The 15057-nt window shown below is 62.1% G+C and carries 10 protein-coding genes; 5 read left to right on the top strand and 5 right to left on the bottom strand.

Going from position 1 to position 15057, the window contains the following annotated elements; genetic code table 11:
• Nucleotides 1-74 precede the first annotated feature (74 nt).
• Nucleotides 75-2774 carry a bifunctional diguanylate cyclase/phosphodiesterase gene (locus AC1RBA_RS01940; RefSeq protein ID WP_492416269.1) on the bottom strand — a complete coding sequence of 900 codons (2700 nt, stop codon included), beginning with the start codon at nucleotides 2772-2774 and terminating at the stop codon, nucleotides 75-77.
• A gap of 205 nt (nucleotides 2775-2979) precedes the next feature.
• On the opposite strand from AC1RBA_RS01940, the gene AC1RBA_RS01935 reads away from it, so the two are divergent.
• Nucleotides 2980-3954 carry a thymidylate synthase gene (locus tag AC1RBA_RS01935; RefSeq protein ID WP_070291618.1) on the top strand — a complete coding sequence of 325 codons (975 nt, stop codon included), beginning with the start codon at nucleotides 2980-2982 and terminating at the stop codon, nucleotides 3952-3954.
• Complete coding sequence (locus AC1RBA_RS01930) at nucleotides 3954-4994, top strand: SMI1/KNR4 family protein (RefSeq protein WP_492416267.1); 1041 nt, start codon at nucleotides 3954-3956, stop codon at nucleotides 4992-4994. The genes AC1RBA_RS01935 and AC1RBA_RS01930 overlap by 1 nt, the downstream gene beginning before the upstream one ends.
• On the opposite strand, the gene AC1RBA_RS01925 is transcribed toward AC1RBA_RS01930, so the two are convergent.
• The 4 genes from AC1RBA_RS01925 to AC1RBA_RS01910 form a co-directional block, all read right to left on the bottom strand.
• Nucleotides 4991-7252: a TonB-dependent receptor domain-containing protein gene (locus AC1RBA_RS01925; RefSeq protein ID WP_492416266.1), complete on the bottom strand. Its 2262-nt coding sequence runs from the start codon at nucleotides 7250-7252 to the stop codon at nucleotides 4991-4993. The genes AC1RBA_RS01930 and AC1RBA_RS01925 overlap by 4 nt on opposite strands.
• Nucleotides 7253-7437: 185 nt before the next feature.
• Entirely contained in the window at nucleotides 7438-8781 is a 1344-nt protein-coding gene (locus AC1RBA_RS01920) for a VWA domain-containing protein (RefSeq protein WP_492416264.1), read from the bottom strand.
• A 9-nt stretch (nucleotides 8782-8790) separates the two neighbouring features.
• Nucleotides 8791-10041: a TerD family protein gene (locus AC1RBA_RS01915; RefSeq protein WP_492416262.1), complete on the bottom strand. Its 1251-nt coding sequence runs from the start codon at nucleotides 10039-10041 to the stop codon at nucleotides 8791-8793.
• 251 nt (nucleotides 10042-10292) lie between these two features.
• Nucleotides 10293-10868, bottom strand: coding sequence for a TerD family protein (locus AC1RBA_RS01910; protein ID WP_070291613.1), 576 nt, complete (start codon nucleotides 10866-10868; stop codon nucleotides 10293-10295).
• Between the two features lie 204 nt (nucleotides 10869-11072).
• Between AC1RBA_RS01910 and AC1RBA_RS01905 the strand changes: the two genes are divergently transcribed.
• From AC1RBA_RS01905 to AC1RBA_RS01895, 3 genes are all read left to right on the top strand, one after another.
• Nucleotides 11073-11858, top strand: coding sequence for an alpha/beta fold hydrolase (locus tag AC1RBA_RS01905; protein WP_492416260.1), 786 nt, complete (start codon nucleotides 11073-11075; stop codon nucleotides 11856-11858).
• A gap of 8 nt (nucleotides 11859-11866) precedes the next feature.
• Nucleotides 11867-12352: a dihydrofolate reductase gene (locus AC1RBA_RS01900; RefSeq protein WP_492416259.1), complete on the top strand. Its 486-nt coding sequence runs from the start codon at nucleotides 11867-11869 to the stop codon at nucleotides 12350-12352.
• Between the two features lie 238 nt (nucleotides 12353-12590).
• Nucleotides 12591-14843: an arginine/lysine/ornithine decarboxylase gene (locus AC1RBA_RS01895; RefSeq protein WP_070224452.1), complete on the top strand. Its 2253-nt coding sequence runs from the start codon at nucleotides 12591-12593 to the stop codon at nucleotides 14841-14843.
• Nucleotides 14844-15057 lie beyond the last annotated feature (214 nt).

The following is a 15057-nucleotide window of genomic DNA, read 5'->3' as shown; positions in this document are numbered from 1 at the left end:
AATATTTTTTAGAAAAAAGCGAACGTTCGCTCTTTTTATGAAACAGCGTTGTTTTCCATGCCCATCACGACGCTCTACAGCACCGGCGCCGGGGCTGGAAGCGGTATCAGGAAGCGCTGATGCATCAGCGCCAGCATCTGTTCGGCCGGCACGGGACGCGAGATGAAATAGCCCTGCACTTCATTGCATTGCAGCGCGCGCAGGATGTCGAGCTGCTCGCGCGTCTCCACGCCTTCGGCCACCACGCTCATGCCCAGCGCATGGGCCATCGACAGGATGGCGCGCACGAAGACCTCGCCCTGCTCCGAGCGGCCCAGCTCCATGGTGAAGGCGCGGTCGATCTTCAAGCCATCCATGGCGAACTTCTGCAGCTGCGACAGCGAGGAATAGCCGGTGCCGAAATCATCAACCAGCAGGCGCACGCCCAGCGCGCGGATGGCCGACAGCTGCTCCACGGCGCGGTTCTGCTCATCCATCATGGCCGATTCCGTGATCTCCACCTCGATCAGGCGCGCGTCGATGCGGTGGCGCGTCAGCGCGGACGCCAGCACCTGGTGCACGTCGCCGCGGCCGAACTGGCGCGCCGACACGTTGATCGATACGGGCACCAGTTCCAGTCCGCTGGCTTGCCAGCGCGCCATCTGCAGGCACACCTTTTCGATGACGACTTCGCCCAGCTGCGAAATCAGGCCGCTGCTCTCGGCCACGGGGATGAATTCCAGCGGCGGCACCATGCCATGCTGCGGATGGTGCCAGCGCACCAGCGCCTCCATGCTGCACAGCTGCCCGCTCATGGCATCGACGCGCGGCTGGTAGACGACGAGGAACTGGTCCTGCTCCAGCGCCGCCACCAGGCTTTGCTCCAGTTCGCGGCGGCTGCGGATGGTTTCGAACAATTCCGGCTGGAAGAAGCGGTGATGGCCCTTGCCCGCCACTTTCACGGCGTACATGGCGATGTCGGCGTTCTTCAGCAGCACTTCCGTCTCGGCGCCATCGCGCGGATACAGGCTGATGCCGATCGAGGCCCCCATCTTGTGGCGTTCGCTGCCCAGGTAAAACGGTTCGTCAAAGGCGATGGCGATGCGCTGCGCCACCTGCTCGGCGCGGCTGTCGTCCTCCACCGGGTCGAGCACGACAACGAATTCGTCGCCGCCCAGGCGCACGACGTGGTCGCCCGGCCGCAGCACGGCCTTCAGGCGCAGGGAGGCGGCGCGCAGCACTTTATCTCCCTCGGCGTGGCCCTGCGTATCGTTGATATCCTTGAAGCCGTCCAGGTCGATGAACAGCAGCGCCAGCATACGCCGCGCGATGGCGGCGCGGCCCAGGGCGCCGGGCAGGAATTGCTGCAGCCAGTAACGGTTGGGCAAGCCCGTCAAGCCGTCCTCGTTGGCCAGGCGGCGCAAGTCGCGCTCGTGCTCCTTGGCCGTGCTGATGTCTTGCAGAGTGACGGCCAGGCGGTCGCCGCTGCGCACCAGGCGCCGGCGTATCCAGCGCAGCTTGAAGGGATTGCCTTCCGGCAGCTCGATCTCTTCCTCGGAGAAGCCGGACTCCATGGCGGCCCGGTAATTGTGGATCAGGTCGCGGAAATACGGCTCATGGGCGCGCGACTGCAGGCGCATGCCCAGCAATTGTTCGCGCCGCACGCCGAAGTAGCCGGCGCCCGGCTCGTTGCAGTCGACCATCTCGAAATCGAGGATGCTGCCATCGGCGCCGCGCAGGGCGGCGATGATATAAAAGCCGTCGCTCGTGCCTTCGGTGGCCATGCGGTAGGCATTGCGCACGCCTTCGGACTGGTGGTGGCGCCACGCCAGGCGCAGCGACAGCACCGTGGCGACGGCGGCAAAGGCCAGCAGCAGCACGGTGACGGCCAGCGCGATGCCGATATAGATGGTGCGCGTTTCCTCGTAGGGGTGCAGCATTTCGCCGTCCGACAGGCCGACCACGGCCGTAAACGGATAGGCTTTCAACGCCTGCCAGCCCACATAACGGCTTTGCTTGTCGGAAAAAGCGATCCGGCCGCCCGAATGCAGGGCGCCGCTCTCCGTTTCCAGGAAACTGGTGTCGAGGAATGGCGTACCCTGTGCGCTCTGGGCCGGCAACACGCGCGCACCGAGACGCATGCTGAACAGCTCGCCCTCTTCCCCCACCATGGCGGACATGCCGAACTTGCCGAAATTGACGCTGTTGTAGAATTCGGAAAAATAGCTGGAGTGGATGGAGATCAGCAGCACGCCGTCGAAATTGCCATCCACGTCTTCCAGCCGGCGCGTGAAATGCACGAGGCTTTCGTCGGCGCCCGGGGGTGCCGCCGCTTCGCTCGCCCTCCCCAGCGCGATGCGCAGGGCGCTGGAATTGCTGCGCCAGTGGCGCAGCAGGAAATCGCTGCGCTCGTTGACGCGCAGGCGCTGCAGTGGCGCCGTGGCCGTCACGGGATGACCCTTGCGGTCGAGAATGGCGACGATGGCAAATTGCGGCAAGGCATACATGCCCTGCGTCTTCAATTGGTCGAGACGCAACTGGCCGCGCGAATTTTCCCATTCATACTTGAGCTGCAAGGTCAGCTGGTCCATCTGCTCCAGGGTGCGCAGCAGATACTGGCTGTAGGCTTTCGACAACGAGGAAACGCTGTCGAGCGCCTGCTGCTGCGCCACCTTTTTTTCCGCCTCCAGCTGCAGTAAGGTGGCCGTCCACAGCACCGCGCACAGGACCAGCCCCAGCAAGGGCCAAGCCAGGATCAGGCGCAGATTGGCCTTGAAAAAATCGGCCCTGCTCATCTCCACTACGGCGCCGTTATTATTATTTACAAATTGTCGCAAGAACATGGTGCAGCGTCTGCCGTTTCTGTGTATTTCTTCAAGGACACACAAATTACCACAGAGTCATGTTTACAGGTAAGCCGGCCGCGCAATTATGTATGCAGCCCGCAGACCGCCTGTCGCGCCTGCGTTACAATCACCATCCTTACCGTTGGAGAAATACATGCAGCAATATCAAGATTTGATCAAGACCGTGCTCGAAACGGGCAGCTGGCAAGACAACCGCACGGGCATCCGCACCCTGAGCGTGCCGGGCGCCATGATGCGTTTCGACTTGGCCAACGGCAACTTCCCTGCCGTCACGACCAAGAAACTGGCTTTCAAATCCGTGATCGGCGAATTGTGCGCCTTCCTGCGCGCCTCGCGCAACGCGGCCGAGTTCCGCGCGCTGGGCTGCAAGGTGTGGGACCAGAACGCCAATGAAAATGCGCAATGGCTGGCCAATCCCTACCGCGAAGGAGAGGATGACCTCGGTCCCGTGTATGGCGTGCAATGGCGTCAATGGCCTGCGTACAAGCTGCTCGACGCCGACCAGCCCGCGCAAATCGCCGACGCGCAAGCGAACGGTTTTACCCTGGTTGCCCCCATCGTCGAGGACGGCGTGCAAAAAGTGCTGCTGTACAAGGCCGTCGACCAGTTGCGCGAATGCCTGGACACCATCATGACCAATCCAGGCAGCCGGCGCATCCTGTTCCACGGCTGGAACCCGGCCGTGCTCGATGCCGTCGCCCTGCCCGCCTGCCACTTGCTGTACCAGTTCATCCCGAACGCCAGCACGCGCGAAATTTCGCTGTGTTTATATGTGCGCAGCAACGATATCGGCCTGGGCACGCCGTTCAACATCGCCGAAGGCGCGGCCCTGCTGCACCTGGTGGCGCGCCTGACGGGCTACACGCCGCGCTGGTTCACCTACTTCATCGGCGACGCGCACATCTATGAAAACCACCTCGACATGGTGGAAGAACAATTGAAGCGCACGCCGTTCCCGGCGCCCAAGTTTGTCATTTCCGACCGCGTGCCCGATTACGCGAAGACGGGCAAATACGAACCGGAATGGCTGGAAAAGATCGAACCGTCGGATTTCTCGCTGGAAGGTTATGAACACCATGCGCCGATCAAGGCGGCGATGGCCGTCTGATGGCGGTCGCACCGCTGGCGGCGCTGCACCGCAAGCTGTTTGACGAAACGGACGGCGTTAAGTTTTCCAAGCTGAAAGACCGGTTGCTGAAAAAGCATGCGGCCGACGAGCGGCAAGCCGTGCTCGCTATCCTGACCGCCTACGCCAGGGAAGGCCAGTTGCTGCACTGGCGCGCCTTCCTGATGACGGATATCGTCGCCCTGGCCGAACCGGGAGAATACGGCGATTTTTTCAGCTGGAGCCTTGATATGGACGGCCTCGCCTACTGGGGCGTGGATGGCATGCTCAAAAGCATGGGCAAGGAGGCGTATGCTCCGCTCGTGGCCTTGGCCACTGCGGAAAATGCCAAGCTGAGCGTGCGCGCCAAGGCCGTGAAAAGCCTGGCCGTCTTCAGCCGCCAGCCTTTCGATGCCGGTTTGCCGTACGATCCCGGCCATTGGAAGGAAGAGCAGCTGCGACTGGTGGCTGTGCAGGCCTGGCAGCGCGATGGCTACCCGGATGGCGCAGGCCATGCGGCGCCGGCCACCCACGCGGCGCTCGATGAGCCGCGCACGCCGCTGGAAAAGGCTGCCGCCAGGCTGGAGAAAAAACTGGCGGCCCGGCGCAAGAAGGAGCAGGACCTGGCGCGGCCATCGAACTGGCTGACCATCGCCAGCGCCGCCGACATGGCCGGCATCGCGCAGCGCTGGGCCTTGCCGGAGCAGTACCGGCGCTTCCTGGCTTGCCATTCGCCGCTGCGGGTGTTGATCGACAGCCCACAGTATTTCCAGGGCTTGAGCCTGTACGGCGCGGCCGAACTGGTCAAGGCCCAGTCCGGTTACGCCTGGGATGCCGTCAGCGGCGCCGCCATCGACGGCTGGCCGGAACAATACCTGGTGATCGCCGACGCGGGCGCCGATCCATATTGCCTGGACCTGGGCGCCATTGCCGGCGGCGATGCGCCCGTGTACACGGCCGAACACGGCATGGGCGCATGGCGCTTCGAGCGCCATGCGGACAGTTTCATCGACTTCCTGAACGAGATCGCGGCAGCCGCCTAGCCTGCTTCGCCTCCCGGTCCGCCCGGGCCGGGACCGCCTGGGCCGCCCGCCCCCCGTCCGCCCGGCGGGCCGAAGCGCGGTTCCCGTTCGCCCTCTTTCGCCGCCGACGTGGCGCCGCCCAGGCGGTACGACAGCCCCACGTAAATCATGCGTCCATCGAAGCGCCGCGTGCTCATCTCGCGCAAGGAAGCGCTGTTGATGACGGTTTCCATCTTGTTGCTGCTGAACACATCGGTCACATTCATGACCAGGCTCAGCTGCGGCGTCACCGTGTGGCGCCAGCTCACGTTCAAGGTGTTGTTCGGCGAACGGTAGCCCTGTCCCGACAGCATCTTGCCCTGCATTTGCAGGGCCAGCTGCAGCTGGTTGGCCGGGTTGATCTGGTAATTGAGGCGCGCGCGGCCGCTCAGGGCATTCGCCGTGCGCGTGCTGCGGTTGCCCAGGTCGTCGGAACTCGTCTGCTGGCTGCGCGCCAGGTTGCCGCTCGTGTTCAAGGTCAACGATGGCGTGAGCTTGCCGCTGACGCTGAACTCCAGGCCGCTCGAATGGCTGCCCTCGCCGTTTTCCCGCGTTGTCAGCAGCACATTGTCACTGATGAAATAGCGGTAATCGACGATGGCATCCGTGTCGCGCCGGTGGTAGGCACGCAAGCTGCTTTCCAGGCCAAACAATTTGGTTTCATAGCCGATCTCGAACGAATCCGTCTGCGTGGGTTTCAGCTTCGGGTTGCCGGCCGACACATTGAACTCATCGCGGTAGATCACGTACGGATTCAGGTCGCCCGCGCTCGGGCGGCGCAGGCGGTGCGCATAGCTGAAGCGCAGGTTGCTCTCGTCGCTGACCTTATACGTGGCAAACAGGCTGGGAATGTAGTTGACGTAGTTGTTGCCGGCCTCGACGCCGCTGGTGATCTGGCGCACGTTCAAGTCCGTGTATTCGGCGCGCAAGCCTGCCAGCGCACCCCAGCGCTCGCTCAGGCGCATCTGGTAGGAACCGTACAGCGCGATGGTGCGTTCGTCGAGCTCGAAACGGTTGCTGCGCATGGAGTTGACGGTGGCAAGCAGGCTGATCGGATGGATGTCCGTGTACAGGGTGTCGAAGCTGCTCTTGTTGTCGGCCACCTTGTAGCCGAGCTTGGCCGTGCCGCCCGCCAGCGGACGCTCGTAGTCGCCGCTGAAGTCGACGATGCGGTTGCCCGTCTCGCTGTGCTGGCGCGCGCGGCTGTCGAAGGTGTTGACGGGCGCGACCGCGTAGGTATTGGCGTAATCGCTGTCGCTCTCGTTGGTCGACGATGACACGCGCAGATCGATCTTGAGGGTTTCGCCCGGCAACGCTCCCTTGTGGTCGTAGCGCGCGCCCCAGCTGTAGTTGCGGCTGTCACCGTTGCGCACGGTGCTGCGCACATAGTCTCCGATGGTGCTGCCCGTGCTGTCGCCATTGAGGTAACGGTCGAGCGAGCGCTGGTCGTTGCTGCGCACGTTATACGACACGCTGGCGGCCAGGGTGTCATTGGCGTTCAGGTTGTAATTGACGGTGCCGTGCAAGCCCAGCGAGTCGTTCAAGCCATTGCTGGTGGACTGCTGGCTGCTGGGGGCGAACGCGCCCGTGCCACGTTCCAGGCGCTCGCGGCTGACCTCGGCCACGGAATTGCGGCCGTCATGGCGTACATTGATGCCGCCCTGGTAGCCCCACGGCCCTTCGTTATAGGTGCCGGAGACGGAGCTGTTGTAGCGTCCGGCGATGCCCGCATTCGCGTTGACGGTGGCAAAGCCGCCCGGCTTGCGGTTGCGCCGCATCACCAGGTTCAGGATCGGGCCGCCACCGGCCTCATTGCCGAACTGGGCGCCGGGATTGTTGATCACTTCCACCGATTCGATATCGTCGGCGGCCATGGCGTTCAGGGTGGCGCCGCGCGCATCGCCTTGCAACATGGCCGACGGCTTGCCATCAATCAATATCTGCACATTGCTGCTGCCGCGCAGGGAGACGGACCCATCGGGATCGACGGCCACCGACGGCACATTGTTCAAGGCATCGGCCGCCGTGCCATTGGTGCTGCCGACGTCGGACTTGACGTCGTAGACTTGCCGGTCGATGCGGCCCGTGGGACGTTCGGCCGTCACGCTGACGGAAGGCGGAGACCCGGCGGCCGGCGCCGGCTTGACGGCATTGTCACCGGTGACGGTTTGCGCCTGGACAGCGGCGCCGGAGACGAGCAGGCTGCCGCCCGCCAGGCAATGGAAAAGAAGTTTATGCATTTGGCTAAAAGATAATCGAGACGCTACGGATGAGGCACTACGCCGCAGCGTGAGAGCACATGCCAAGCATGCCACGATTGCAAGGAGCAAAGCAAATGCGAACCATTGTTATTTACTTCAATTTACAAATCTCTTGCACTTGTGGCTGTACAGCCTCATCCGATGACCTTTGCGCTATCTTTACGTTACCTCAGCAAGCCATGGCCGCGCGCCAGTTTCAGCCAGCCCGGATATTCCGTCATCAATAAATCATACAGTTCTGCGTCGCTGTGCTCGTCGGGCGAGCTGACGGAAAAGTAATTGGCGTTGTCGACCAGGCGACCCTGCAGTTCGTCGAGCTTTTCCAGGAACGGGAAGTCGGAATCGGCAAAGGCGGCGAGGAACTTGCTTTTCGACTTGCGTCCCTTGCCGATGCCCATGAATTGCCAGAAGATGGGCTCGTTACTGGCCCAGCGCAACTGTTTCTCCGTTGTCGCCTGGTCGCTGGTGCCGCCATCGGTGACGAACATCACGTACACGGGCAGCTCGGCCGCGACGGGACGCGTGCGCTCGCCGCCGGCCTTGTCTGGGAAATAAAACGCGCGGATCGCCTGCATGGCGGCGCCATAGCGCGTGTCGCCTTCGAGCGGATGACGCTGTATGGCCTGGCCTACGTAGGTATTGCAGTTACTCAAGGCCATCGGTGCCGGATGGTGGACGTTCTTGCCGAACAGGAAAACGTCGATCTCGCCATCGTCGTCGAACTTGCAGCCCAGCGCCAGGATGCGCTCGGCAAAGCGCTGCACCAGCCCCTCTTTGTACAGCCGTCCCATGGAGCCGGAAATATCGAGGCACAGACAGACCTTGGCGCGGTGCTCCGACAAACCCACTTTTTGCAAGGACACGCCCGCCTGCTTGACCAGGCTCACCAGTTGCGGTGCCTCGCGTTCGACGCGCTTTTCCAGATTGATCTTTGCCTGCATGACGGCCGAAGCCTGCGCAGGCGCGGCAGGGGTGGCAGGAGTGGCCTGGTCGACTTCGCCGCCGAAGTGGCGCACCAGCGCATCGAGGCCCCCATTGAAGCCCTGGCCCACGGCCATGCAGCGCCAGCCGCCATCCTTGCGGTAAATTTCTGCCAGCATGACGGCTTTTTCTTGCGCAAAATCACTGCCCGCGAACGCGAAGCGGGCCAGCTCGCGCCCGCCCGCCTGCAAACGCACGTGGCCCGATTGCAGTTGCGACATCACGCCGCCGCCATCAATGGAAGCCGTCACGACGAGGCGGTTGATTCCGGCCGGCAAGCGCGCCAGCTGCAAGGCAAACTCGGCCATGTCGCCGCCGCTGCCGGCGCGCGCTTCCACGCCGCCGCACGGCGTGCGCGGCTGGTTGAAAAAAGTCATGTAGCGCTCGTCGGATAGCTTGCCGTTGGCATCGAGGCCGAAACAGGCCACGTCCAGCGCCAGGCCCTGGGCGGCAACGCCGACCTGCAAGACGCCATCGGGAACGAGATTGGCCAGCGGCAGACGCTGACCCTTGGACAAGGTTTCCATCAGTGTCTCCTAGGCGATATAGCGGCGTGGATTGTCCGCATTGCAATCATCTTCATCTTCCTTGTCCTCGCCCTTGAAGACGACGGGACCGTTGAAGGCCAGCTGCAGATTCTCGCCCTGCCAGCTCAGCCACGGCGTCGCTTCGCTGCCGGGCTCCGACGTCTTGCCGGACGGCTCGAGGATGATGCTGTCGGGCGTGACGCGCGCCATGCCGATTACATAGGTGTAGACGGAATCGTCCTCGGCCGCCTTGGACAGGCGGAAATCGAAGTCGCACTCGACGATCTGCTGGCCATACTGCATGACCATCTTCGGCCGCATGGAGGCCACCGACACGGCGCCATTGGCCACCGCCGAATACACGCTGAAGACGAGACCCACCGTGCCGCCGTAATGCTGCGCCAGCGCAGGATTGACTTCCACCGTTTCCGTGGCAGGCTCCTTGCCCGATGCGCCCGCCACGTCGCCCAGGTGGCGCACGAAAGGCATGCTGTCGAAGTTGCCGGCCGCGTCCGGTGCCTGGATAAAGCGCATCTGGCCGTTCGGCAAGAGGATACCGACGCGCAAGTCGAGATCGTCGTTATCGTCATCGCCATCGCCGTTATCGACCCAGGTGGCCTTGACGGTCAGTTTGCCCGGCGCGCCCGCGCCCTTTTCCAGCAACACCTTGTGCATCTGCCCCGCCTTGGTCAGCGAAATTTTCGACAAGGAAATCTTGGGTGCCGGCGCCGGTTCCGCCGCCTGGGCCACTTCGCCGCCGAAATGCGCGACCAGTGCGTCCAGGCCGCCATTGAAACCCTGGCCCACGGCCATGAAGCGCCAGCCCCCGTCCTTGCGGTAGAACTCGCCCAGCATGACGGCTTTTTCTTGCGAAAAATCAGACCCGGCAAAGGCGAAGCGGGCCAGTTCGCGCCCGCCGTCGAGCAGGCGCAGGTAGCCGCTGCCGAGCTGCGCCATGGTGGCCGCCCCATCGATGGCGGCCGTGACGACGAGGCGCTCGATGGAAGCAGGCAAACGGTCCAGCTGATAGCTGAAGCCTGCCGCATCGCCGGACGGCGCCGATGTTTCCACGCCGCCGCACGGCGTGCGCGGCTGGTTAAAGAAAGTCATGTAGCGGTCGTCGGACAATTTGCCGGCGGCATCGAGGCCGAAACAGGCGAAATCCAGCGGCACGCCGGCACTGGCGAGCCCCAGTTGCACGACGTTGCCCGTGACGAGGCCGGACAGCGCCAGGCGCTGCCCCTTGATCAGGTTTTCCATGGGATGATGTATTCAGATGTGAAAGTTTCGGACAACGACCCAGGGCAAGGCGCGTCGTCCGAAGACAGTACGAATAGTACGGAACGTGCATGGCGACGCAACGCCGCCATGGGCCGCTTTTTTACATTGCAACGCCTGACAAAACCGTAGCGAGCGGCAACGAGTTGTGGCCGAGACGCGGAGCTGTGCTTTAGCACAGTGAGCATCGGAGGCCGCAAATCGCGACGCGCAGTAGGTTTTGACAGGTGTTATTAGGCGTTGATGCCGAAAGAACGTGCCAAGGGGCCCAGGCCGCCTTTGAAACCCTGGCCGATGGCCTTGAATTTCCATTCGCTGCCGGCGCGGTAGATTTCGCCGAAGATCATGGCCGCTTCCGTCGAGCCGTCTTCCGACAAGTCGTAGCGGGCGATTTCCGTGCCGTTGTCGCCGTTCAGGCAACGGATGTAGGCCTTGCCGACCATGCCGAAGTTTTGCTTGCGGTTTTCCGCATCGTGGATGGTGACGGCCACGGCGATCTTGTCGATGTCGGCCGGCACGTTGGCCAGGTCGACGGCGATTTTCTCGTCGTCGCCGTCACCGCCGCCCGTGGTGTTGTCGCCCGCGTGGACGATGGAGCCGTCAGCCGACTTCAGATTGTTATAAAAAATGAAATCAGCGTCGGAACGGGCCTTGCCATCCGTTTTCAGCAGGAAGGCGCTGCCGTCCAGGTCGAAAGCGGCGCCATCGGTGGCGCGCGGGTCCCAGCCCAGGCCAATCACGATTTTCTTCAAGCCAGGAGCTTCCTTGCTCAAGTTGACATTGCCGCCTTTTTGCAAACTGATCGCCATGGTGTTTCCTCTTTAATGTGTGGGTTGCATTCGGTGTTTCAGGTCACGTCGCCGGTACCCCGGCTTGATGAGCCATGAGCCTACCATAAAGTTCCTGCTTGTCAGCGGCACACTATTGAAAATAATGCCATGCGGAAAATGCCGTACGGCTGTCCCAATACGCAAAATGACGGATAATGCCGCTCGACGAAAATTTTCACCCTCATGAGCGACTTGAACCCGGGCTTGTCTTTGCACAATAAGAAGATACAACTCGACTGCATCCCCGGCACCCTGTGCGATGAACGCCTGTGGTCACGCCTGGCGCCTGCCCTGGGCGACGCCTTCGATCTACGGCACGTGCCGCTGCACCAGGCACGCACGCGCCCACAAATGCAGGAGCTGATCGCCAGCCACAGTGCGCCGCAAGCCCACCTGGTGGGCTTTTCGCTGGGCGCCTACCTGGCGCTCGAACACGCACTGGCGCACCCGCAACGCGTGCAATCCTTGACTTTGATCGCCAATTCCGCCAAAGGTTTGCTGCCGGCGGAAATCGAAGCGCGCCAGCGCATCGTCGCCATGCTCGAGCGCAATGCCTATGCGGGCATCACGCGCCAGCGCCTGCGTGAACTGCTGCACCCGTCGCACCTGGACGATGCCGCCATCACGGGCCTGATCCGGCAAATGGGCCTGGACCTGGGCAAGGACGTGCTGCTGGCGCAATTCATCACCACGATAGACCGCCCCGACCTGATGGCACGCCTGCCGGAACTCGATTTCCCCGTGCTGATCGTGGGCGCCGAAGACGACAAGCTCGTCCATCCCGACGATTTGCGCGCCATGGCGGCCCGCCTGCCGCAAGCCACCTTGCACTTACTAAAAGACAACACCGGCCACATGATTCCGCTGGAAGCACCAAGCGAGCTGGCGCAAGCCATGCGTGCGCATCTGGAGGCTGCCGGCAATTTCAACGATAATGACGGGCATCGGGCCATGCCCCCACCACTTTGACAGAAGCAATGAGCCATTTGACCATCATCGTCGCCACCGACCAGCAAGGCGGCATCGGCATCAACAACAGCTTGCCGTGGAAACTGCCGGAAGACCTGGCGCATTTCAAGCGCCTGACGACGGGCCACCCCATCCTCATGGGCCGCAAGACCTTCGATTCCATCGGCCGGCCGCTGCCAAACCGCCGCAACATCGTCATCACGCGCAATGCCGACTGGCGCCATGAGGGCGTGGAAGCGGTGCCGTCGGTGGAAGCGGCCATCGCCCTGCTCGATGGCGCCGAAGGCTATGTCATCGGCGGCGCCGAGATTTACCGGCAGTCACTGGCCCTGGCCCAGCGCTTGATCATCACGGAAATCGGCCAGACCTTTGATTGCGACGCGTTCTTCCCTGCCCTTGACCATGCCGTGTGGCAAGAAACCGCGCGCGAGGCCCATGTTTCGGAGAAATCCGGCCTGCCTTACGCCTTTGTCACGCTGGAACGCAAAGCCTGATAAGGTGATGTCGATCGCCAGCATGCTGCTGTAATACCCCTGTCACACCCATGCGTCACGCTAGCGTACGCTTGTGACGCTTTGATGCGATATTTTTTTCCCGCAGACGCCGCATTTCTGCGAGAATCCCGTTCTTATTTTTTTTCTGCGGCTGCCGGGTTGTACGACCGCCTGACCGTCGCGCCCTAGTCCGCCCCTTCACATCTGTCAGGGGCGGCTTGCTTTTTTGGAGACATGCATGAAATTTCGTTTCCCCATCGTCATCATTGACGAGGATTTCCGTTCTGAAAATACGTCCGGCCTGGGTATTCGCGCCCTTGCCGCCGCAATGGAAAAAGAAGGCATGGAAGTGCTGGGCGTGACCAGCTACGGCGATTTGTCGCAATTTGCCCAGCAACAATCGCGCGCGTCAGCCTTCGTGCTGTCGATCGACGATGAAGAATTCGGCGGCGGTTCCATCGAGGAAACCGACCATGCCTTGAAATCGCTGCGCGCCTTCGTCGAGGAAATCCGCTACAAGAACGCCGATATCCCGATCTATCTGTACGGCGAGACGCGCACTTCGCGCCATATCCCCAACGATATCCTGCGCGAACTGCATGGTTTCATCCACATGTTCGAAGATACGCCGGAATTCGTCGCGCGCCACATCATCCGCGAAGCGAAATCCTACCTGGACGGCCTGTCGCCGCCGTTCTTCCGCGCGCTGGTGCACTACGCCAACGACGGCTCCTACTCGTGGCACTGCCCCGGCCACTCGGGCGGCGTAGCCTTCCTGAAGTCGCCGATCGGCCAGATGTTCCACCAGTTCTTCGGTGAAAACATGCTGCGCGCCGACGTCTGCAACGCCGTCGAGGAACTGGGCCAGCTGCTCGACCATACGGGTCCTGTCGCCGCGTCCGAGCGCAATGCGGCGCGCATCTTCAATGCCGATCATTGCTATTTTGTCACCAACGGCACGTCGACCTCGAACAAGATGGTGTGGCACTCGACCGTGGCACCGGGCGACATCGTCGTCGTCGACCGCAATTGCCATAAGTCAATCTTGCACTCGATCATCATGTGCGGCGCGATTCCCGTGTTCCTGATGCCGACGCGCAATCACCTGGGCATCATCGGCCCCATCCCGCTGCATGAATTCACGCCGGAAAGCATTGCCCGCAAGATCGAGGCGAACCCGTTCGCGCGCGAAGCGAAGAACAAGAAGCCGCGCATTCTCACCATCACGCAATCGACCTACGATGGCGTGATCTACAACGTGGAAACCCTGCGCGAAATGCTCGACGGCAAGATCGACACCCTGCACTTCGATGAAGCATGGCTGCCGCACGCCACCTTCCACGATTTCTACAAGAATATGCACGCCATCGGCAAGGACCGTCCACGCGCCAAGGAATCGATGATCTTCTCGACCCAGTCCACGCACAAATTGCTGGCCGGCCTGTCGCAGGCCTCGCAAATCCTCGTGCGCGAATCGGACACGGTCAAGCTGGACCAGGACGCCTTCAATGAGGCTTACCTGATGCACACCTCGACCTCGCCCCAGTATTCCATCATCGCCTCGTGCGACGTGGCAGCGGCCATGATGGAAGCGCCGGGCGGCACGGCCCTGGTGGAAGAGTCGATCATGGAAGCGCTCGATTTCCGCCGCGCCATGAAGAAGATCGACCAGGAATGGGGCCAGGACTGGTGGTTCCAGGTGTGGGGTCCGTCCACCTTCAACGACGAAGGCATGGGCCAGCAGGAAGACTGGATGATACGCGCCGAGGATGACTGGCACGGCTTCGGCGACCTCGCTCCCGGCTTCAACATGCTCGACCCGATCAAGGCGACCATCGTCAACCCGGGCCTGTCGCTGGACGGCCAGTTCGGCGACACGGGCATCCCCGCGTCCATCGTCACCAAATACCTGGCCGAGCACGGCGTCATCATTGAAAAATGCGGCCTGTACTCGTTCTTCATCATGTTTACCATCGGCATCACCAAGGGCCGCTGGAATACCCTGCTGACTGCGTTGCAGCAATTCAAGGACGACTACGACAAGAACCAGCCGATGTGGCGCATCCTGCCGGAATTCGCGGCGGCCAACCCGCGCTACGAAAAAATGGGCTTGCGCGACCTGTGCCAGCAAATCCACGATTTCTACAAGGCGTACGACGTGGCGCGCTTGACGACGGAAATGTATCTGTCGGACATGATCCCCGCCATGAAGCCGTCGGACGCGTTCGCCAAGATGGCGCACCGCGAAATCGAGCGCGTGGCCATCGACGAACTGGAAGGCCGCATCACGTCCATCCTGCTGACGCCGTATCCACCAGGCATCCCGCTCTTGATCCCGGGCGAGCGCTTCAACAAGACCATCGTCGACTACCTGCGCTTCGCGCGCGACTTCAACGAGCGCTTCCCGGGCTTCGAGACGGATGTGCATGGTCTGGTGAAACGCGAGGTCGATGGCAAGCGTGGTTACTTCGTCGACTGCGTCCGTCAGTAACAGTTCATCCAATCTGCTGCGCGTCGCGACTTGCGGCCTGCGATGCTCACCGTACTTCAGTACGGTTGCGCTTCTCGGCCACAATTCGCTTCCGCTCGCTACGATTGGATGAACCGTCGTGACGTTCGTTAAAAACGGTTAATTCTGACGTTTGTTGTACGTCATTCAATAGCGCCGCCTGATGTGAGTCAGGCGGCGTTTTTCATTTCAGGCT

The organism is Janthinobacterium sp. GW823-FHT03B06 (genome assembly GCF_058796955.1).
This window is presented reverse-complemented; position numbering and strand designations above follow the sequence as displayed.